Raw genomic sequence first — 19778 nt, 5'->3', positions numbered from 1 at the left:
ATAGATGAACAGCGTGAGATTGGAGAACCACATGATACGGACTTTCAGAGTTGTTCCGACGATAGCGCTGGCGGTCGCCTTGTTGGGTGGTGCCGCCAACGCTCAAACCATCAAGATCGGCGTCAATGAACCCCTTACGGGTGCGTTCGCCGCGTCCGGTACCTACGTTGTCAACGGCGCCAAGATCGCGGCCGATGAGATCAACGCAAAGGGCGGCATTCTCGGCAAGAAGCTTGAACTCGTCATTGAGGACAACAAGAGCAATCCGACAGAGGCGGCCGCCGTCGCCGAAAAGCTGATCACGAGCGACAAGGTGCCGGTGCTGATGGGCGCATGGGGTTCGAGCCTGACGCTTGCCGTGATGCCCAAGCTGATGGAATACGAAACGCCGATGGTGGTTGAAACTTCCTCGTCGGGCAAGATCACCACGACCGGCAATCCCTACATCTTCCGTATCTCGCCGCCGTCGGCGATCGAGGCCGCGGCGTTCAAGGGGATCGTCGACAAGCTCGAATTGAAGAAGGTCGATTTCCTCATCATCAACAACGACTGGGGTCGCGGCACCGCTGAAGACTTCAGCAAGATGATGAAGGAGAAGGGCATTGCGGTCGGAGCCGTCGAAACCATGGATCAGGGCGCCCAGGATATGAGCGCTCAGCTTTCCAAGCTGAAGGGCACCGATTCCGAGACCATCATTGTGACGACGGCGGTGGACCAACTCACGCTGATCTTCAAGCAGGCTGCAGCCCTCGGCCTCAAGAAGCGCATCATAACCACCGGCGGCTCGCAGAATCCGGATCAGATCATCGCGCAGGCGGGTGCGGCCGCCAACGGCACCATGCACCTGACGACCTTCCTGCCCTGGTTCCCCGAGAAGACGCCGAACCCGGAGGCGACCAGCTACTTCATCGCCGAATGGAAGAAGCGCGGCTACGATTTCGCCGGCTGCACCGAAAGCTTCCGGGGCTATGACGGCATCCGCACCGCAGCGGCGGCGATCGAGAAGGCGGGCAAGGCGGAGCCTGCGGCGATCAAGGCGGCACTTTGGGACATCAAGGTGAAGGGTCTGAACGGCGACATCGTGTTCCGCAAGTCCGGTCCCGAAGGCAAGGAAAGCGGCCAGAGCCAGCCCAACGTCTATCTGATCGAAATCACCGACGGCAAGATCGGCATGAAGACGCTCTGACGTTGCTGACCGGCGAGGGCGGCAGCGAATCCGCGGCCGTCGCCGGCATCTGGATATCCGGGGGCCACCTTGAGCGAGTTTCTGCAACATCTGATCAACATGCTGGTGCTCGGCGGCACCTATGCCCTGCTGGGCATCGGTCTCACCTTGATCTTCGGCATCATGAACGTCGTGAACTTCACGCATGGGGTGCTGTATACGTTCGGCGCCTACATCATGTTCATCGTGGTGCATCAGCTCGGAGTCAACTTCTTCCTGGCGCTGCCGCTTGCTGTCGTGGCCGGCTGGCTTCTTGGGGCGGCGATCGAGCTGACCTTGCTGCGGCCGCTGCGCGGCTCCGACATCGATACCACCATGCTTGTCATGATCGGCGCCTGGATCGCGATGCAGTCCGGCGCCTTGTGGATATGGGGCGGCGTGGCGAAATCGGTGACCACGCCTTTCCCCGAGGCGCCACTGGTGCTCGGACCGGTCTCGGTGTCCTGGTTGCGGCTGTTTGTCCTTGCCGCCGCGGCGATGCTGATCGTCGTCACCTATCTCTTGATCAACAAGACAAAACTCGGCTGTGCGATGCGGGCGACATTTCAAGATCAGGACACCGCCTCGCTGATGGGCGTCAATGTCGACCTGATCTATACCTCGACCTTCGCAATCGGTTCCAGCCTTGCCGCCGCGGCAGGCGCATTGCTCGGTCCGGTCTACGTCATCTTCCCGCAGATGGGCGATCTCGCCGCCGTCAAGGCATTCGCGATCGTGATCCTGGGCGGGCTCGGCAACATCACCGGCGCGGTGATTGGCGGTTTCATCCTGGCGCTCGCCGAAGAACTCGGCGCCGGCTACGTTTCCTCGGGATACCGCGACGCCATGGGATTTTTGATCATTATCGCGGTTCTGATCTTCAAGCCGACCGGACTTTTCGCGCGCTCGGAGCGCGTCGGATGAAGTCAGGAGTCGCCATTTTCTCGGTCGTCGCGTTCGCATCGGTGCCGCTCTGGCTGCGCGATCCATATCTCATGAACGCGCTGATCACGACCGGCATATTCATCATCGGAGCGATGAGCCTCAATCTGCTGCTTGGGTTTACCGGTCAGCTCAGCCTTGGTCACATCGCGTTCTTCGGCATTGGCGCCTATGTCAGCGCATTGACGTCGCTTGGCTTCGATGTCGGCTTGCCCTTCGGCTTTCGCGTCGTTCACACCCCCTGGCCGCCAATCGTCGGCTTCGTGTTGGCCATCGTCGTTGCGGGATTGTGCGGATATCTCGTGGGGCTGTTGTCGTTTCGCGTGCGCGGCGCTTACTTCGTGATCGTGACGATTTCCTTTGCCGAAGTGGTCCGGCTGGTGGCGCTGAATTGGGTTGAGCTGACGCAGGGCCCGCTGGCGCTGACCAACATTCCTTCGATTACGATCGGATTGCCGGGTCTTGGTGATCTGACCCTCCGCACCAAGCTGCAGAACTATTACCTCGTGCTTGCCGTCGCGGTCGTCACCTATGTACTGATCTCGCGCCTGGTCCATTCGCATTTCGGCCGCGCCATGCGCGGGTTGATGGAAAACGAAACACTGGCGGTATCCGTCGGCATCGACGTGACAAGGACGCTCACTTTGGCAGCGGTGATCTCGGCGGGGATCGCAGGCGCGGCCGGCAGCCTTTACGCACACTACATCCGGATCATCGATCCCGAAGTGTTTGCTTTTATCAACACGGTGACGATGGTGATCATGGTCATCACCGGCGGCAAGGGCTCGCTGGCGGGGCCCATCGTCGGCGGAATGATCTTTGGGCTGTTGCCTGTGTTTCTGCGGCCGATCATGGCGCCGGAGGCGCAATGGATCGCGTATGGCGGCGTGCTGATCGTTATCCTGTTCGTATTGCCGCGCGGCATCGTGCCGTCGCTGGCTCTGCGATTTGCGAAACCGCGGAACCGGGCCGAGACGGTTGCACCGGTTACCTTCTCCGAACGCGACGCCAAGGAGCACGCGTGATGATAGCGATCGCCTTGAAGGTCGAGAAGGTCGCTGTGCACTTCGGAGGGCTCGTTGCGCTCTCGGATTTGAACTTCACGGTCGGCGAGGGCGAAATTGTCAGCCTGATCGGGCCCAACGGCGCCGGCAAGACGACGGCTTTCAACGTCGTCACGGGCTTTCTTGATCCAACACGCGGTGCCGTGAGCTATCGTGGAAGCGCGCTCAATGGATTGAAGCCGCATCAGATCGCTGATCTCGGTTTGGCCCGCACCTTCCAGCGTACCAGCGTTTTTCCGAACGACACCGTCTACGACAATCTACTAGTCGGGCTGCACCGCCAGGGGAGAGTCAGCCTTCTCGAAGCCATTTTGGGGCTGCCGCGCGCGCGGTCTTCGGAACGCCGTTTGCGGGAGCGCGCCAGCGAATTGGTCGAATGGGTTGGTCTCGAACGCCGCGCCTACGATCTTGCAGGCTCGCTGTCCTATGGTGAGCAGCGTCTTGTCGGTGTGGCGTTGGCGCTGGCCGCCGAGCCGTCGATGCTGCTGCTCGACGAGCCGGTCTCCGGCATGAACGCCTCGGAAACCCACACCTTCGTGCAGTTGGTTCGCAACATCCGGGATCGCGGCGTCACCATCCTGCTCGTCGAGCACGACATGCCGATGGTGATGAGCGTCTCGGACCGGATCGTCGTGCTGAACTACGGCCGGATCATTGCCGAGGGACCGCCGGACGTGATCCGGAACGACCCGGCCGTGATCGAGGCCTATCTCGGGCAGGGAGCGACACGTGCTTGAGATCCGCGACATGGTGTGTGGCTACGGCGGCGTCATGGCGTTGCGCGGCATTTCGCTGGAGGTCAAGGCCGGGCAGCTGGTCGCCTTGATCGGCGCCAACGGCGCCGGCAAGAGCACCACGCTGCGCGCGATCTCCGGGCTCGTTGCGCCGCGTTCGGGATCGATGCTGTTCGAGGGCAAGGACATTGCGGGCGCCAAGCCGCCGCGCGTGGTGACGAGTGGGATCGCGCATTGTCCGGAAGGACGGCGAGTGTTTCCACATATGACGGTTGAGGAAAATCTCGACATGGGAGCCTATCTGCGCAGCAGTGCTGCCGATATCGCATCCGACCGCGATCGGATCTATGCCGAGTTTCCGCGCCTCGCCGACCGCAAGCGGCAGGCTGCCGGCACCTTGTCCGGCGGCGAACAACAAATGCTGGCGATCGGCCGGGCGCTGATGTCACGTCCGCGCTTGATCATGTTCGACGAACCTTCCCTTGGGCTCGCGCCCAACATCGTCGAGCGAACGTTTGCGATCATCCGCGGCATCCGAGATTCCGGAACGACGGTACTGCTGGTCGAGCAGAACGCGTTTGCGGCGCTCGAGATGTGCGACCACGCCTATCTCCTGGAGGGCGGCCGTATCGTTCTTTCCGGGCCTGGTGCGGAGATGATCGAGAACGAGCACGTGCGAAAGGCCTATCTTGGCGGATGAGCCGCCCCCAATGGTCGCGTTGTCAGACGACGGAAAATGGATGCCGGTCTGTGGGCTCAGCCGGCTGATCTCGCAAACGATCGTCTGCGTCCGCGTGACCGGCATCGATCTGATCCTGGTCTGGAGCGAAGGACGCGCGGTAGCCTGCGAACGGATGTGCCCGCACGAACAGGCTGACCTCAGTCTTGGACACCTGTTGGGAGGACGCCTGTTCTGTCCTCGTCACGCGGCTTCGTTCGATCTCCGTAATGGCGAGATTTCCTACGGCTGGCCGAGCCGGCCGTTGCGGCTATACCCGGTCCGGATCGGAGACGATCAGGTCTGGATCGACGCCGGGGCGATCAGGTCGGCGGCGACTTAGACGACTGCCACCTGATGAGCTTTCGGGCGATATCGACCAGCGCGCCGTCAGGGCGCTGCAGCTCGCTGAGGATGGTGAAATGGTCTGCGCCTTCGATCGGGTAGAGCTTGCCGGGCGCGCCAGCGGCGGCTCGCATTTCATGAAGCTTGATTGAATCGAAAGCCAGCGCCGGAAGTTCGGCCGTGCCGTAGGCGATGTCGAGTCGCTTGCGGACGGCGGTCAGGCGAAGCGGCGATAGTGCCGCGACTTCCGCGCTGGTTAGCTTCAGCGCATTGTTGAGGCCCGTATCGCGGATGGGTCCGAGATCGTACACGCCGGAAATCGCCAGTCCCGCGGCGACGCGCGGGTGACCGAGTGCCATTGCGACGAGGTGGGCGCCGGCGGACCAGCCCGAGAGCACGACGGGTCCGGAGATGCCGTACGACTCTCCGTTTTTGGCCAGCCAGTCGAGCGACAGGGATATCTCCGTCACGATGTCCGTCAACGAAGCGTCGGGCGCCAGCGAATATCCGGGGATGGCAACCGACCAGCCATGGGCCGCGACGCCTTCGACCAGCATTGCAAATACTTCACGCGAATTGCGCTGCCAGTAACCGCCGTGCAAAAAGACCAGGCAGGGCGCTGTCTTGTCGGCGGCCGGATAAAGATCGACCTTCGTCCTTTCGCGGTCGCCATAGGGAACATCAAGAAAGGACTTGCGGCTGGCCCGCAGCGTTTCGGACATCTGATTTCTTTCGGCGATCAGCACTGCGCTGTTCTTTACCGCTGCGTTGTTGTCATAGGCGGCGTCACGCTCTGCTTGGGAAAGCGCAGCCCAGTTCAGCCGGGGATCGAGAGTCTTGTCCTTCGTCGCCGAGATATCAGTCACGCGTCACTCCTGCTGAACCAAAGCATTCATTGTTGTTCAAATCCGCTAAGGGACGATCATGAGTTTAGTACGACCAAGCCGCCCGCTCGGTCTCGGTATGCTGCCGGGCGTCAGCGAGCGCAGCATGTGGATGTCCGGATTGGCCAGGTTCATGGGGGTAGCACCATGCAATTTTCGTGCTTGGAAACGAGAGTGCGCGGGTGCCGACAAATGAAATGAGGTGCCGTCAGTGGCCGGCGCGGGATGTTTGTTGTGCTGCATAGGTACCCAGCAAAATCGCTGGATATGTCGCCGCCAGCGCAGTCGGTGGCATGGAAATTGCTGAATATTTGGCTACAGTTCGTCGGTCAGCACGCGGAGATTTGGAATGCTTGAGGGAGCCGAAGTGCGGCTTGCCGTCGATATCGGGGGCACTTTCACGGATATCGTCTTGGATGTGGGGCAGGATCGCAGGACGCGCAAGGTGCTGACGACGCGCGCACGACCGGAGCAGGCGGTGCTGGACGGGATGCGTTTCATTCTGGCCGACGCGCGCGCCCACATGAGCGATATCGACGTCTTCATTCACGGCACGACGCTTGCGACCAACGCCATCATCGAACGCCGCGGCGCGAAGACGGCGCTTGTCGCGACGCAAGGTTTCCGCGACGTGCTCGATATCGGTACCGAGAGTCGTTACGATCAATACGACCTTGCGATCGACAAGCCGAAACCGCTGGCGCCGCGCGCCCTGCGTTTCACGGTCCCCGAGCGCATCGATGCGCAGGGCGCCGTGCGGTTGCCGCTCGACGAAACCGCCGTGCGTGCACTCGTGCCCGAGCTGCGCGCGCAGAATGTGGAAAGCGTCGCCTTCGCCTTCCTACACTCTTATGCCAATCCCGAGCATGAACGGCGCGCCGCCGCGATCCTGAAAGAGGAAATGCCGGGGATCTGGGTAACGCTGTCGTCGGCGGTGTGCCCTGAAATCCGCGAATACGAGCGGACCTCGACCGCCGTCGCCAATGCCTATGTGCAGCCGTTGATCGACGGCTATCTCGCGCGCATGGCCGAGGCGCTGCAGGTCGAGCAGTTTCGCGGCGCCATCTATCTCGTGACCTCAGGCGGTGGCGTCACCTCGATCGAGACGGCACGGCGCTTTCCGGTGCGCCTGGTCGAATCGGGGCCGGCAGGCGGCGCGATTTTTGCGGCGCAGGTCGCGGCGCGTCTGGGCGAGAGCAGGGTCCTGTCCTTCGACATGGGTGGCACCACCGCCAAGATCTGCCTGATCGAAAAGTACCAGCCCGAAACCTCGCGCGTGTTCGAGGTCGATCGCGCCGCCCGTTTCCTGAAAGGGTCGGGCCTGCCGGTGCGCATTCCCGTGATCGAGATGGTCGAGATCGGCGCCGGCGGCGGCTCGATCGCGCGTGTCGACGCCCTGAAGCGCGTCGCGGTCGGCCCTGAGAGTGCGTCATCCGAGCCGGGGCCGGCCTGCTACGGCCGCGGCGGTCAACGCCCCGCCGTGACAGATGCGGATGTCGCGCTCGGCAAGATCGATCCGGACGCATTTGCAGGCGGGACGATCAAGCTTAACCTCGAACTGTCCAAACAGGCCTTATTGCGCGACATTGGTGAACCGCTGGGACTATCGGCGGAAACGTCGGCCTACGCCGTGCATGAGGTCGTGTGCGAGAACATGGCGAGCGCCGCCCGCGTCCATGCGGTCGAGCGCGGCGCCGTCATTGGCCAGCACACCCTGATTGCCTTCGGCGGCGCCGCGCCGCTGCACGCGGCCCGTGTCGCCGAGAAGATCGGCGTCGCGCGCGTGATCGTACCGTCCAATGCCGGCGTCGGCTCGGCCGTCGGATTTCTTGCGGCGCCCATCGCCTATGAGTTGGTGCGCAGCCGTCATGCCAGGCTCGATGCGTTCGATGCCACAGCTGTGTCCGACCTGCTGGATGAGATGGCGACCGAGGCGCGCGCCCTGGTCGAGCCCGGCGCGGCCGGCGCGCCAGTGCGCGAACGACGCGCCGCTTTCATGCGGTATGTCGGACAGGGACACGAGATCATGGTTGAGCTGCCGAACCGGCGGTTGACGGCATCGGATCTCGCAGGTCTGCGCCAGGCCTTCGAGACGGATTATGCGGCCTTGTTCGAGCGGCCGATTCCGGGCGCTGCGATCGAGGTGCTAAGCTGGTCGGTGCTCGCGACCACCGAGCCGCGCAATCCGTCGCGCGTTACCGAGGTGACGCGCAAGCCGGCCGGAAAAGCCGCTGGCAGCCGCAAGTTTTTCGATGGCCGGGCAAGGGAAGGTTGTCGAAATTCCGCTGTACCGACGCGACGCGATGGCACCGGGAGCGACCATCGCGGGACCCGCTGTGATCGCGGAAGATGAGACATCGACATTCGTCTCGACGAGCTTCGATGCCCATATCGACGGTGCCGGCAGTATTGTCATGGAACGGAAGGCGGCATGACCATGAATGAGCCAAGCGGCGCGAGCCTGATCGATCTGCAGATCATGTGGCACCGGCTGATCGCCGTGGTCGAAGAGCAGGCGCAGGTACTGCTGCGCACGGCCTTCAGCCCGATCGTGCGCGAATGTGGCGACCTCTCGGCCGGTGTGTTCGACCTCAAGGGGCGTATGCTGGCGCAGGCCGTTACGGGTACGCCGGGCCACGTCAATTCCATGGCCGAGTCGGTCAAACACTTCATCGCGCGTTTCCCGATCGAAACGATGAAGCCGGGTGACGCCTACATCACCAACGATCCCTGGATGGGGACCGGCCATCTCAACGACTTCGTCGTCACCACGCCCTGCTTCAAGGACGGCAAGGCGGTCGCACTGTTTTCCTGCACCAGCCATCTGATGGATATCGGCGGTATCGGTTTCGGCCCTGATGCCACCGACGTCTTCATGGAGGGGCTCTATATCCCGATGCTGAAGCTGATCGATCAGGGTGTCGTCAATGAGACGCTGATGGCGATGATCCGCAGCAACACGCGTCTGCCGATCGACACCGAGGGCGACACCTATTCGCTGGCCGGCTGCAACGATGTCGGCTGCCAGCGCCTTGTCGAGATGATGCACGAATTCGAGATCGATTCGCTCGATACGCTTGGCGATTTCATCTGTGACCGCTCGCGGGAGGCGGCACTGGCCGAGATCGCCAAGCTGCCGAAGGGTGTCTGGCGCAACAGCATGGTCGTCGATGGCTATGACGCGCCGGTCACGCTCGCGGCGACGCTGACGATCTCGGAGGAGGGCATTCACGTCGACTTCGACGGTACCTCGGGCGCCTCGAAGTTCGGGATCAATGTGCCGCTCTCCTACACCACCGCCTACACTGTATTCGGCCTCGGCTGCGTGGTCGCCTCGCAGATCCCGAACAATGCGGGCTCGCTCTCGCTGCTGACTGTCGCGGCACCCGCGGGCTCGATCCTCAACGCGCCGAAGCCGGCGCCGGTGGCGTCGCGCCATGTCATCGGCCAGATGCTGCCCGACGTGGTGTTCGGGTGCCTGCGTCAGATCATTCCCGAGCGGGTGCCGGCTGAAGGCACGTCCTGCCTGTGGAATCTCAATGTGCGCGGACAAACACGCAGCGGCGCCGGCGGCAATTACGGGTTCTCGATGGCGGTGACGAGCAACGGCGGCACCGGTGCGCGTTTTGCCAAGGATGGATTGTCGGCCACGGCCTATCCCAGCGGCGTACGCGGCACGCCGGTCGAGATCGCGGAGACACAGACGCCGTTGATCTTCTGGCGCAAGGAGCTGCGTCCGGATTCGGGCGGCGCCGGCCGCACGCGCGGAGGTCTCGGCCAGATCATCGAAGTCGGCAGCGGCGTCGATGCTCCGTTCGACATTCTGGCAGCCTTCGACCGCATCGATCATCCGCCCCGCGGCCGTGATGGCGGCTGTGACGGCGAAGCCGGCTATGTCGGACTGAAGTCGGGACAGAAGCTGCGCGGCAAAGGCTTCCAGACCGTGCCGCCGGACGATCGGCTTGTGGTGATGACGCCTGGCGGCGCCGGGATCGGCGACCCAAGGCGACGCGCGCCGGCAAGCGTGCACGACGATGTCGAAAGCGGCCTGGTGTCGCACGCGAATGCGGTTGCGGTTTACGGTTTCGCGGGTTGACGCATCCGGCGGCGGCTTTGCGCTTCAACTTCACCAAAACGGAGAGGACGGATGATTACACGACGGACTTTCACGACGGGAGCGGCGACGATGCTCGCCGCCGGTCATCTCTCGACGCGCGGCATGGCCGCAACGGCGAGCTGGGACTTGTCGACGGTGTGGCCTGACGGCAATTTCCACACCCATAACGCCATGGCTTTCGCCGATGCGGTCAAGAAGCAGACCGACGGGGTCGTCAATATCACGGTGAAGGCCGGCGGCCAGCTCGGCTTCAAGGGACCTGAACATCTGCGCGCCGTGCGCGATGGTTTGGTTCCGCTGGCCGACGTGCTCAATATCCAGCAGGTTGGCGACGAGCCCTTCATGGGCGTCGAAAGCATTCCGTTTCTCGCCGTCTCCATGGACGAGCTGAAGATCCTGCACAAGTATGTGCGACCCGAATATGACAAGATCGCCGCGCGCAACAACCAGAAGATTCTCTATATCGTGCCTTGGCCGACGCAATACCTTCACCTCAAGGTGAAGGTGGCGGGCGTCGAGGGGCTGAAGAACATCAAGATACGCGTGCCCGACAAGAATGCCGTCGACATGCTGAACGCGGTCGGCATGGCGCCGGTCATGATTCCCTGGGGCGAGACGATTCCAGCACTGGCGTCGGGCGCGGTCGCCGGGGTTTCGACCTCGGCGGTGTCCGGTGTCGATGGCAAGTTCTGGGAGTTCATGAAGTACATCTATCCGACCAATCATGTGTGGTCGTCGCAGATGCTGACCGTCAATCTCGATTCGTGGAAGGTTTTGAGCGCGGATCAGCAGAAATCGGTCGCCGACATCGCCGCGAAGATGGAGCCGGATTTCTGGGCGAATTCGCTCAAGGCCGACGTCGACAGCCTCAACCGCCTCAAGGAGGGCGGCATGGAGGTGGTGCCGGTGCCGGATGCGATGATGACGGATATCCGCGCCCGGACCGCGCCGCTGCTCGAGGCGTTCCTCAAGCGTGTGCCGGCGGCGGACAAGCCGGTGCGGGCCTATCTCGCCGAAATCAAGCGTTAGGCGTGGCCGTGGTGAGCGTCCTGCCTGCTCCCCCAGAAAGCCTCAACGCGGCGGCGCCGCCGCCGCTGCGCATCTTGCTCGACGCGATCGATCGCCTCGGCCGGCTCGACGGCTGGATCGGCGGCGGCTGTCTGCTCATGCTGACGCTGTTGATGCTTGCCGAGGTCGCGACGCGTTTTCTGTCGAATCTCCTGCCGTTCTTTCCTCCGAGCATCTCGATCGCATGGGAATATTCCTCCTATCTCATGGCGGCCTCCTTTACCTTCGGCGCGGCCATGACGCTGCGTGTCGGCGGCCATATCCGTGTCGTGCTGCTGCTGAAGAACGTACCGGCGCCGGTCGGACGTGCGCTTGAGATCCTCTCGGCGTTCGCCGGCTTCGTCTTTATGGCGTTCCTGACCTCGGCGATGGTCAAGTTCGCCTGGGGATCCTTCACGCGAGGGCAGCTGTCGACTTCGAGCGACACGCCGCTGTGGTTTCCGCAAGCCGTCGTCACCTTCGGGATGCTGCTGCTGACGCTGCAATTCCTGGCGCGCGCCATCCAGGCGGCGCTCGGGCTGCCGCTCGAAGACCATCGCATGAAGGCTTCGCCCGTCGAATGACCACGCGCGCAACGAGGGCCGGCGCCGCCGCTCTCGCCGTCGGAAAGCAAGTTCCATGACTATCGAAGTCGTCAGCCTGTTCGTTATTCTGTTCGCGCTGCTGGCGGGGGGGCTCTGGATCGGGTTGACCCTCGCGCTCACGGCGACCTTGCTGCTCGCGATGTTCCGGTCGATCCCGCTCGACAAGCTGCTTCCGCAATACGCCTGGAACATCCTGACCACCCAGGAGCTGTTGGCTCTGCCGCTGTTCATCCTGATGGGCGAGCTGTTGTTCCGCACCCGGTTATCGCGATCGCTGTTTCAGGGGCTGGCGCCGTGGGCCGGACTGCTGCCGGGACGTCTGCTGCATGTGAACGTGATCGGCTGCACGATCTTCGCGGCGATCTCGGGCTCGTCGGCGGCGACGACGCAAGTGATTGGCCGCATGTCGCTCAACGAACTGCTGCGCCGGGGTTATTCCAGGGATATCGCGATCGGCTCGCTCGCAGGCGCCGGCACGCTGGGCTTTCTGCTTCCACCCTCGAATATCATGATCATCTATGGCGTGCTTGGCGACGTCTCGATCCTGAAGCTGTTCACCGCCGGACTCCTGCCGGGCCTGCTGCTGGCGGGGACTTTTATGGCCTGGGTGATGCTGCACACCACTCTGAACCCGACGCTGGTGCCGGAGGCCGAGGCGAAGCTTGCGCTGGTCCCTTGGCGCGAACGCTTCGCCGCCCTCAAGGACCTTGCACCGGCTTTGTTTCTGATCGCATGCGTGCTCGGCTCGATGTATGGCGGCCTTGCGACGCCGTCGGAGGCGGCAGCGGTCGGCGTGCTCGGCGCCGCGCTGGTCGCCTGGGCTCAGGGGTCGCTGTCGCAGCAGGTGATGCGCGATGTGGTCATCGGGTCGGTGGTTACCTGCTCGATGATCGCACTGATCGTGCTCGGCGCGTCGATCCTCGGGAATGCCGCGGCGTTCCTCGGCATTCCGCAATCCGTGGCCGCTTTTGTGAAAGGCCTCGGCCTATCACCCTTCATGCTGATCGTTGTGCTGATCGGCTTCTACCTTGTCCTCGGTTGTTTCCTCGATGGCTTTTCGATGATCGTGATGACGTTGCCGATCGTGCTGCCGATCGTGAAGGCCTCGGGCTTCGACGACATCTGGTTCGGAATCTTCCTCGTGCTTGCTGTCGAGGTGGCGCAGATCACGCCGCCTGTCGGCTTCAACCTGTTCGTCATTCAGGGCCTGACGGATGACGGGCTCGGCTACATCGCGCGCGTGACATTGCCCTATCTGATCATCATGATCGGCTTTGTGCTGCTGCTGACCCTGTGTCCGAGCATTGTCACGATCCTGCCCAAACTTCTCTATGGATAAACCGCCCTCGCGCTGTGGAAGGCTACCGCGACTCGTCTGGCAGGCAGTCCGCTGTAGGAGACGAGCCGGTCCCTTCCACATCTTCCGGTTAAAGAACGTCGGCCAGGGATTGCCCGTGCAGGTTTATATTGAGCCCTTGCAAGCCTTGGTCGCTGATTTCGCCTCCCATTGCTTTCAGGCTTTCCTCGCGGATCAACGACATCAGGCCGCGTCTCAGTCCTAGGAATTCCGACGACATCATCATCGATTGCTGGCGAGGTCGTTCGAGCGGAATGGGAATTTCCGCCTTGATGGAGCCGGGCCGGGCCGTCATACAGTAGACGCGGTCGGACAGGAAGATCGCCTCGTCGATGTCGTGTGTCACGAACAGGACCGAGATTTTCAGCCGCTGCCACATGTTGGTGAGGATTTGCTGCATGATGACCCGGGTCTGCGCATCCAGTGCGCCGAAGGGTTCATCGAGCAGGAGAACTTTCGGCCCTGTCGCCAGGGCGCGCACAATGCCGACGCGTTGCTTCATGCCGCCGGAAAGGCGGTCGGGATAATGCTTTTCGAAAGCTTCGAGTCCGGCCAATCCGAGCAGGGTGCGTGCAGCTCTCTCGCGACGGGACCGGTCCATGCCGCGCATCTTCAATCCGAATTCGACGTTCTCTCGGACGGTCTTCCAGGGGAAAAGCGAATATTGCTGAAAAACCATGCCGCGCTCGGCGCTCGGACCCTTTACCTCTTCGCCGTCGACCGTGACCGTTCCGGCGGTTGGCTTCAGGAAGCCTGCGACCGCATTCAATAGCGTGGATTTTCCGCAACCTGAAGGGCCGACGATTGAGACGAATTCGCCCGGCTTGACGTGGATCTGCGTGTCGGTGACGGCGGCCACGGACCCGTCGATGGTCTCGTAGCTCAGCGCAAAATTCTTGACCTCGATGTGGCCGGCTGCAGCCTTCGCCTCGATCACACTCATGTGCGTCCCCACGGCATAGCAAGCCTTCCGGCCGAGCGGATCAGCAGGCTGGACGTCAGTCCGAGTACGCCGATCGCGATCATGCCGAGTGCGATGTCGGCATACTGGACCAGAGAATAGGCTTCCCAGGTGAAATAGCCGATGCCGTACTGGCCGGAGATCATCTCGGCTGCGATCAGCGAAACCCACGCGACACCCATCCCGACGGTAAGCCCGGTGAAGATGTGCGGAAGCGAAGCGGGAAAATATACTTCGCGAAAGATGGAGGTTTCCCTCGCCCCGAGACATCGTGCGGCCCGAACCAGAACCGGATCGACCAGGACCATGCCGTGCAGTGTGTTGACCAGAATGGGAAAGAACGAACCGAGGAAGGTGATGAAGACGATGCTCTGTTCGTTTGTCGGCCACAGCATGATAGCCATCGGTACCCATGCGATGGCGGGTATCGGGCGCAGCACTTCGGAGACCGGAAACACTACTTCATGGATCAGCTTGAAACGGCCCATGATGAGACCGAGCGGCACAGCGACGAGCGTCGCCAGTGCAAACCCGAATATGATTCTCCGGCAGCTCAGCAGGACATGCATCAGGAACTTGGGGTCGTGGATTGCTTTTGTGAAGCTGTCGTAGACGTCAAGCGGCGAGGGGACGTTGGTGAAGCGCACAAAGAACACCACGCGGTATTTGGTCAGCAGGTGCCAGACAATCAGAAATGCGACCAGGGAAACGGCCCCGATCAGCGCAGCCCGCAACCGGCTCTTGTTGAGCCGGTACCAGCGCGCCACCATGGCGGCGAGGGTTGCGGGCTCGTGGACGGGCGCAGCCGCGGCGGGAGGCGGCTCAGTGGCGATCTTGGGTGCTTCGTGCTCTGTCGGATGCAGCGCATGCGCAGGACCGCTGCTCATGTCCTGCCTCCGCTCATGGCCGACTTCACCGCCTCCTCGAAACCAAGAACCTTGCCGTTGTTCTTCGCGGCGAAGGCTTCGGCGTCCTTCTTCAGCAGGAACGGGGCGATATCGCCGCCGGCGACCGCAAAGAAGGCCTGGTCGGCAAACAATTTGATGCCGCGTGCCGTGTCGAAGACATAAGTGACGTTGATCTTCTTTCCCTTGGTCTTGAAATTCGCGTAGGCGCCAAGCGTGCAGGTCGCACTGCTGAACGGAAGGATGCCTTCATCCTCGACCCAAACTTCGCCGGACTTGCGGGGATCCGAAATCGGCTTCTTGCAGAACTTATCCTCGCCCGAAATCTCGTAGTTTTTGGTGCTGGCGAGCTGTGCGTCGTAGTCCAGCTTCATCTCGGCATAGGCCTTGCGGATGTAGGAATCGTCGACCCACTTCTTCGGCTCGAATTCCTTCATGCGTCCGAGATTCTGCAGAACCTTGACGTCGACTTCTGCGGCATCGATCAGAGCCGGCTTGATGGTGGGATCGGTGGTCATGTTGCCGCTTGGGCCGAGGAAGATGTAGACGACTTCCTTGTTGATGCCGGTCCATTCCGCGATTTTCTCCGCCGCAAGTTTCGGGTCGGCGCGGAGCCACTGGTTGGCGGCGATGATCGCTTTCATGTAGGCGACGACGACCTCGGGATACTTTTCGGCGAAGTCGGTGCGGACCACGACGCCGTGCCAGGTCGGCAGGTTGGTCTCTACGCCGTCGAAGATCTTGCGGGCAAATCCGCGGAACGGCAGCAGTTCGGCGAACGGGACGAAGTCGGCATGGCCGTCGATCTTCTTCTCCTGAAGGTTGGTCGAACCGACCTCAGGACTTTGACTGACCAGCTGGAAGAAATCCGCCGGATAGCCCCGGTCCTGCATCGCCTTCAGAACCATGCCATGGGCAGCCGATCCGAAGGGGACGCTGACCAGCTTGCCCTTGAGATCGGCGAGCTCGTAATACGGTGAGTCCTTGTGGACGACGAGGCCATTGCCGGAGCCGGACAGGCTGTAAGCTGCAACCGCGATCAGGCGGCTCTTGCTTTCCGGATTCTTCTCGAACGTGAAGCCGTTCACGACGAGCGGATAGTCTCCCATGGCACCGAATTGCAGCTTGTTGGCCATCATGCCGTTGGTGACGGGTGGACCCGAGGTAAAGTTCTGCCATTCGAGCTCGAACTTGATGTTGGCATACTTGCCATCCGTCGGAAGGTACTTCTCCAGCAGGCGCAATTGGCGGATGACGATCCCGGTCGTCACGGTGTTGGTTGTGGTGTCCTGGGTGCCGATACCAATTTTAATGGTTTCGCCGAGGGCAGGCTGCGCGAGCGCCAAGGCCACTGACGCTGCGGATATCGCTATCGAAAGTGATTGGACTTGGCGGACCATGTTCATCCTCATTCGGTTGGAAGCGCTGCAACCATGATTGGTTGGGGTAACGTTCCCTGCAAATGCGGACTGGTCATCGGAGTAGATTAGTTGCCGTTAAAGGTCAGCTGCATACTCGTTGGGCAGTTTTGCTGTGCAAAGCCGCTTACGTGTGCATCCAGACTCAATCCGACGCCTGACCACGCATTTCTTCCAGAACATTCGGCAGGCAGACGACGATCTGCGACCGCTTAGTCAGCACAATCCGCTTCTGCTGCATTCGCTTGAGGCTGATTGTCACCCATTGTCGAGTCGCGCCCACCATGTGCGCCAGGTCGGCATGGGTAAAAGCCGCGGCGATGACCACGCCGTCGGGATCCTCGACGCCGTATAGATCCATCAGGTGCAACAGAAGATGCGCCAGCCGCTGTGTAATCGAGCGCGTTCCCAGCATCTGCGCCAGCGCCGAATAGCATTTGCCCTTGAACGCGAGGCCCTCGATCAGCCCGATCGCAAGATTGGGAATTTCAGTGGCGAGCGTCCGCAGTTCCTTGCCGGGAAGCTGCACGACGCTGCAGTTGCTGGAGGCGACGCCGGACCACTGATGAATGCCGCTGTCGAAGACCTCCGGCCCGCCCACGAAATTGCCGGCGTGCCAATAGGCGAGGGTGATCTCGCGTCCGAGAGGCGAGGAATAGAAGACGCGAATGCGGCCGCTTTCGATCAGGAAAATGCCGTCATGTTTGGCGCCCTGACTGAATAGGGTCTGCCCCCGACTGAGGACCTTTCGGCGCCCCTGTTTCAGGACGATGTTGCGCTCGCGTATCGTCAACTTGTCCATCAGCGACGGCGGGCCGCCGATCAATTGGTGGTTCTCCGTGAGAAGCAGGGATATTGATTTCGTGGCCGCCGCCGTGGCCGAAGGCGAGCTTCCGCGCACCACATTTCCAGCCTGCAGCAACATTGCCGATCTCCAGACCATCTAGAACTGATCTAAAAAGCAGCAATCTTCGTGCCAGATTGATCTTTTCGCCATCGATGACGCGGTCGAAAAGCCGAACGGAATCAATGTTCGGCCAAACCTGCCAAATAGCTTTTGGGATAAATTCCTCTGTTATGCCCGTCCGAGAACGAAATGTTCAGGCCGTAGCCTAGGTCGGAGACCTCCACGATGGCGATCCCGGGGAACCGATCCGGGAAGCGTTCGTCGAAGCGGGCGCGGGTGCAATGTGCACATTTGCAGAATAGCCGTAGCTTCTCCGCCGCAAGCGTAACGCGCGATCCGTCGGTTTCGACCATTGATAGCGAGGCGAGATCGGCGCTCACCTCGCAAGTCGGTGACTCCGTGGCAATCGGTGGTGTCATCGACATTGGGAAGTCCTTCCTTAGCAAGGGCTACCGTCCGACAGCTCGCTTGGATAGCAACTAATTGCCGACGTGCGCCGAATGCCGGTTCTGGAAATTACTTGCTTGTCCCGCCTCGGTATCGCGAACACGGCTTCGCAAACATCGCGGGGCAAGCGAATCATGTTGCATCAATCGGGAGGGTTGAGCGAACCGAACTGGCTTTGGAGGGATCTTCCGGGTATTGCCCTCTGCGCGCTGATCGCCTGCGCAGCGACTTGGACGGCGCTGTTGGCAGGTTCTGCTGTTGTCTGGGGCTTGATCTTCGGTCTCGTCCTCGCCGCGATTTGGTCGCCTCCGTCACTGTTTCAAACTGGCATTTCGTTCGCTGCCAGGCACGTGATCCGCATCGGTGTCGCGCTGCTTGGATTTCAGATTTCGCTCGCGACCCTGCAGATTCTGAACGTGGCCGACGTCGTTGCGCTCGCGATTAACGTGGCAATCGTTCTGGCGGTAGGCTGGTTCGCGGGGCCGATGCTCGGAATTACCAGGGAGTTGTCGCTGGTCGCCGCAGCTTCCGTCGCCATTTGCGGCGCGTCGGCAGCCGCCGCCGTTGCCTGTGTCGTCATGCGCAACGACTCGGCTAACAGAGATGTCGCCTGCACCATTGGCGTCGTCAGCATCATATCGTCCGCGGCGATGATCCTGTATCCGCTCCTGGTTCACATGGCCGGCCTCGACTCGGCAGCAGGCGGTATTTTTCTCGGTGGAAGTATTCACGAGGTGGCTCACGCGGTTGCTGCTGGCTACAGCGTCAATCCGGAGACCGGCGAAATGGCCACTGTGGCAAAGCTTCTGCGCGTGGCGTTGCTGGCACCAGTCTGCATCGCTGTATCCTTTATCGCGTCCGGTAGGGGGTGCTTCGCAAAAGCCGTCGTCGCCGTTGCCGCCGGCTTTTTTGGTCGGTTTTGTCTTGGCTGCGTTGCTCAATGCCTCGGGGTTTGTCCCGCGCGAGCTGTCTCAGGTGACCACGCCGCTCTCGCGCTTCTGTCTCGTCATGTCGATGGCGGCAATCGGATTGACATTACCCTGGAGAAGCATCCGTGCCTTCGGCCTGAAGCCAATCATGCTCCTGTTGATTCTTTCCGCGATCTTGATCGGGTTGTCGTTGATTTACGTCAAGTATCATTCGTTTTGATGAAGTCCGCGAAAAATTAGAAACTAATCGACCAAGAACTGAACTCCGTCGTTGCGAGATTTTTGCTTCTCACCCAACGTTCCGTCGTCGCGTTGACATGCGCATTTTTGACGATCGAACGATCGACGGAGGAAGCACGATGAGCGCTTACCAGAAGGAAACGGTTCTTTCAGTGAAACACTGGACCGATTCCCTGTTCAGCTTCACAGCCACGCGCGATCCGGGCTTTCGTTTTCAAAATGGGCAATTTGCCATGATCGGCCTCGAGGTCGAAGGACGTCCGCTTGTCCGTGCCTACAGCATGGCGAGCGCCAACCATGAGGACGCTCTCGAATTCTTCAGCATCAAGGTCAGCGATGGACCTCTGACCTCGCGCCTGCAGAAGATCAAGGAGGGTGACATCATTCTCGTCGGTCGCAAGGCCACCGGCACGCTTGTCACCGGAAACCTCACTCCGGGAAGGCGGCTGCTACTGCTTTCGACCGGAACCGGTATCGCGCCGTTCGCCAGCCTCATCAAGGATCCCGACATCTACGAGTCCTACGAGACGATCATTCTCGCCCATGGCTGCCGCCAGGTTTCCGAATTGGCTTATGGCGAGCGCCTGGTGGAAAGGCTTCGAGAGGACGAGTTGTTCGGTCCGCTGCTCGCCGGCAAGCTGATCTACTATCCGACCGTGACCCGCGAGCCGTTTCGTAACCGTGGCCGCATTACCGACCTGATCGAGTCGGGTCAGATGTTCAACGACGTCGGACTTCCTGCGCTCGATCGGGAGACCGACCGGGTCATGTTGTGCGGCAGCCCGGGCATGCTGGAGGAGCTCCGCGTGATGTTCGCGGCGCGCGGTTTTGTCGAAGGCAATCACAGCGAGCCCGGGCACTTCGTGATCGAGAAGGCTTTCGTTGAGCGATAACGGTTACGGCTGCCTCATTGTTGTTCAAGATCTGACTTCGATTTCGGCAGAAGGCTCAAAC

18 protein-coding genes and 2 pseudogenes are annotated in these 19778 nt (G+C 61.4%); 14 read left to right on the top strand and 6 right to left on the bottom strand.

The genetic code is table 11. From position 1 onward, the window contains the following. Window positions 1-31: 31 nt before the first annotated feature. The 6 genes from V1292_RS00130 to V1292_RS00105 all read left to right on the top strand — a co-directional run bounded on the left by V1292_RS00130 (window position 32) and on the right by V1292_RS00105 (window position 5005). The gene (locus tag V1292_RS00130) at window positions 32-1186 is read left to right on the top strand and encodes an ABC transporter substrate-binding protein (RefSeq protein WP_334369773.1); all 1155 of its coding nucleotides are present in this window, start codon (window positions 32-34) and stop codon (window positions 1184-1186) included. Between the two features lie 69 nt (window positions 1187-1255). Continuing rightward, on the top strand, window positions 1256-2128 hold the full coding sequence (locus tag V1292_RS00125) for a branched-chain amino acid ABC transporter permease (protein ID WP_334369772.1): 873 nt from the start codon (window positions 1256-1258) through the stop codon (window positions 2126-2128). Beyond that, entirely contained in the window at window positions 2125-3171 is a 1047-nt protein-coding gene (locus tag V1292_RS00120) for a branched-chain amino acid ABC transporter permease (RefSeq protein ID WP_334369771.1), read from the top strand. Before V1292_RS00125 ends, V1292_RS00120 begins: the two co-directional genes overlap by 4 nt. Continuing rightward, window positions 3171-3947, top strand: a complete 777-nt coding sequence (locus tag V1292_RS00115) for an ABC transporter ATP-binding protein (RefSeq protein ID WP_334369770.1) — start codon at window positions 3171-3173, stop codon at window positions 3945-3947. The genes V1292_RS00120 and V1292_RS00115 overlap by 1 nt, the downstream gene beginning before the upstream one ends. Beyond that, complete coding sequence (locus V1292_RS00110; RefSeq protein ID WP_334369769.1) at window positions 3940-4644, top strand: ABC transporter ATP-binding protein; 705 nt, start codon at window positions 3940-3942, stop codon at window positions 4642-4644. Before V1292_RS00115 ends, V1292_RS00110 begins: the two co-directional genes overlap by 8 nt. A gap of 10 nt (window positions 4645-4654) precedes the next feature. Next, complete coding sequence (locus V1292_RS00105; RefSeq protein ID WP_334369768.1) at window positions 4655-5005, top strand: Rieske (2Fe-2S) protein; 351 nt, start codon at window positions 4655-4657, stop codon at window positions 5003-5005. Here V1292_RS00105 and V1292_RS00100 read toward each other — a convergent pair. Continuing rightward, window positions 4986-5873 (bottom strand): alpha/beta hydrolase, encoded by an 888-nt coding sequence (locus V1292_RS00100; protein WP_334369767.1) that lies wholly within the window; start codon window positions 5871-5873, stop codon window positions 4986-4988. The two genes, V1292_RS00105 and V1292_RS00100, sit on opposite strands and share 20 nt — an antisense overlap. Before the next feature lie 367 nt (window positions 5874-6240). Here V1292_RS00100 and V1292_RS00095 point away from each other — a divergent pair. From V1292_RS00095 to V1292_RS00075, 5 genes and pseudogenes are all read left to right on the top strand, one after another. Continuing rightward, window positions 6241-8326 (top strand): annotated as a pseudogene (locus tag V1292_RS00095) (hydantoinase/oxoprolinase family protein). 2 nt (window positions 8327-8328) lie between these two features. Further along, window positions 8329-9987 (top strand): hydantoinase B/oxoprolinase family protein, encoded by a 1659-nt coding sequence (locus tag V1292_RS00090; protein WP_334376898.1) that lies wholly within the window; start codon window positions 8329-8331, stop codon window positions 9985-9987. A 51-nt stretch (window positions 9988-10038) separates the two neighbouring features. Next, the gene (locus V1292_RS00085) at window positions 10039-11037 is read left to right on the top strand and encodes a TRAP transporter substrate-binding protein (RefSeq protein ID WP_334369766.1); all 999 of its coding nucleotides are present in this window, start codon (window positions 10039-10041) and stop codon (window positions 11035-11037) included. Between the two features lie 8 nt (window positions 11038-11045). Continuing rightward, complete coding sequence (locus tag V1292_RS00080) at window positions 11046-11639, top strand: TRAP transporter small permease subunit (protein ID WP_334376897.1); 594 nt, start codon at window positions 11046-11048, stop codon at window positions 11637-11639. A gap of 55 nt (window positions 11640-11694) precedes the next feature. After that, entirely contained in the window at window positions 11695-12999 is a 1305-nt protein-coding gene (locus V1292_RS00075) for a TRAP transporter large permease (protein ID WP_334369765.1), read from the top strand. An 88-nt stretch (window positions 13000-13087) separates the two neighbouring features. Here V1292_RS00075 and V1292_RS00070 read toward each other — a convergent pair whose 3' ends face one another. The 5 genes from V1292_RS00070 to V1292_RS00050 all read right to left on the bottom strand — a co-directional run bounded on the left by V1292_RS00070 (window position 13088) and on the right by V1292_RS00050 (window position 17633). Then, window positions 13088-13960: an ABC transporter ATP-binding protein gene (locus tag V1292_RS00070; RefSeq protein WP_334369764.1), complete on the bottom strand. Its 873-nt coding sequence runs from the start codon at window positions 13958-13960 to the stop codon at window positions 13088-13090. After that, window positions 13957-14865, bottom strand: coding sequence for an ABC transporter permease (locus tag V1292_RS00065; RefSeq protein WP_442895479.1), 909 nt, complete (start codon window positions 14863-14865; stop codon window positions 13957-13959). Before V1292_RS00065 ends, V1292_RS00070 begins: the two co-directional genes overlap by 4 nt. Next, the gene (locus V1292_RS00060) at window positions 14862-16283 is read right to left on the bottom strand and encodes an ABC transporter substrate-binding protein (protein WP_334369763.1); all 1422 of its coding nucleotides are present in this window, start codon (window positions 16281-16283) and stop codon (window positions 14862-14864) included. The genes V1292_RS00065 and V1292_RS00060 overlap by 4 nt, the downstream gene beginning before the upstream one ends. 163 nt (window positions 16284-16446) lie before the next feature. After that, window positions 16447-17226, bottom strand: a complete 780-nt coding sequence (locus V1292_RS00055) for a Crp/Fnr family transcriptional regulator (protein ID WP_334369762.1) — start codon at window positions 17224-17226, stop codon at window positions 16447-16449. 101 nt (window positions 17227-17327) lie between these two features. Beyond that, complete coding sequence (locus tag V1292_RS00050; protein WP_334369761.1) at window positions 17328-17633, bottom strand: DUF971 domain-containing protein; 306 nt, start codon at window positions 17631-17633, stop codon at window positions 17328-17330. Between the two features lie 75 nt (window positions 17634-17708). Here V1292_RS00050 and V1292_RS00045 point away from each other — a divergent pair. The 3 genes and pseudogenes from V1292_RS00045 to V1292_RS00040 all read left to right on the top strand — a co-directional run. Next, window positions 17709-18509 (top strand): annotated as a pseudogene (locus tag V1292_RS00045) (YeiH family protein); the annotation flags it as partial. Further along, the gene (locus V1292_RS33800; protein ID WP_442895587.1) at window positions 18403-18804 is read left to right on the top strand and encodes a putative sulfate exporter family transporter; all 402 of its coding nucleotides are present in this window, start codon (window positions 18403-18405) and stop codon (window positions 18802-18804) included. The pseudogene V1292_RS00045 and the gene V1292_RS33800, both read left to right, overlap by 107 nt. 139 nt (window positions 18805-18943) lie before the next feature. Then, window positions 18944-19717: a ferredoxin--NADP reductase gene (locus tag V1292_RS00040; protein ID WP_334369759.1), complete on the top strand. Its 774-nt coding sequence runs from the start codon at window positions 18944-18946 to the stop codon at window positions 19715-19717. Window positions 19718-19778: the final 61 nt, after the last annotated feature.

Source organism: Bradyrhizobium sp. AZCC 1719, from assembly GCF_036924525.1.
Lineage (GTDB): Bacteria > Pseudomonadota > Alphaproteobacteria > Rhizobiales > Xanthobacteraceae > Bradyrhizobium.
The sequence above is the reverse complement of the archived record's forward strand: the minus strand, read 5'-3'. Positions and strand labels throughout refer to the sequence as shown.

Excerpts from the sequence above, each read along its gene's own strand:
- V1292_RS00115 (WP_334369770.1), top strand. The coding sequence starts at position 3,171 with ATGATAGCGATCGCCTTGAAGGTCGAGAAGGTCGCTGTGCACTTCGGA.
- V1292_RS00070 (WP_334369764.1), bottom strand. The coding sequence starts at position 13,960 with ATGAGTGTGATCGAGGCGAAGGCTGCAGCCGGCCACATCGAGGTCAAG.
- V1292_RS00040 (WP_334369759.1), top strand. The coding sequence starts at position 18,944 with ATGAGCGCTTACCAGAAGGAAACGGTTCTTTCAGTGAAACACTGGACC.
- V1292_RS00065 (WP_442895479.1), bottom strand. The coding sequence starts at position 14,865 with ATGAGCAGCGGTCCTGCGCATGCGCTGCATCCGACAGAGCACGAAGCA.
- V1292_RS00075 (WP_334369765.1), top strand. The coding sequence starts at position 11,695 with ATGACTATCGAAGTCGTCAGCCTGTTCGTTATTCTGTTCGCGCTGCTG.
- V1292_RS00130 (WP_334369773.1), top strand. The coding sequence starts at position 32 with ATGATACGGACTTTCAGAGTTGTTCCGACGATAGCGCTGGCGGTCGCC.
- V1292_RS00060 (WP_334369763.1), bottom strand. The coding sequence starts at position 16,283 with ATGGTCCGCCAAGTCCAATCACTTTCGATAGCGATATCCGCAGCGTCA.
- V1292_RS00090 (WP_334376898.1), top strand. The coding sequence starts at position 8,329 with ATGAATGAGCCAAGCGGCGCGAGCCTGATCGATCTGCAGATCATGTGG.
- V1292_RS00055 (WP_334369762.1), bottom strand. The coding sequence starts at position 17,226 with ATGTTGCTGCAGGCTGGAAATGTGGTGCGCGGAAGCTCGCCTTCGGCC.
- V1292_RS00085 (WP_334369766.1), top strand. The coding sequence starts at position 10,039 with ATGATTACACGACGGACTTTCACGACGGGAGCGGCGACGATGCTCGCC.
- V1292_RS00120 (WP_334369771.1), top strand. The coding sequence starts at position 2,125 with ATGAAGTCAGGAGTCGCCATTTTCTCGGTCGTCGCGTTCGCATCGGTG.
- V1292_RS00105 (WP_334369768.1), top strand. The coding sequence starts at position 4,655 with ATGGTCGCGTTGTCAGACGACGGAAAATGGATGCCGGTCTGTGGGCTC.
- V1292_RS00050 (WP_334369761.1), bottom strand. The coding sequence starts at position 17,633 with ATGTCGATGACACCACCGATTGCCACGGAGTCACCGACTTGCGAGGTG.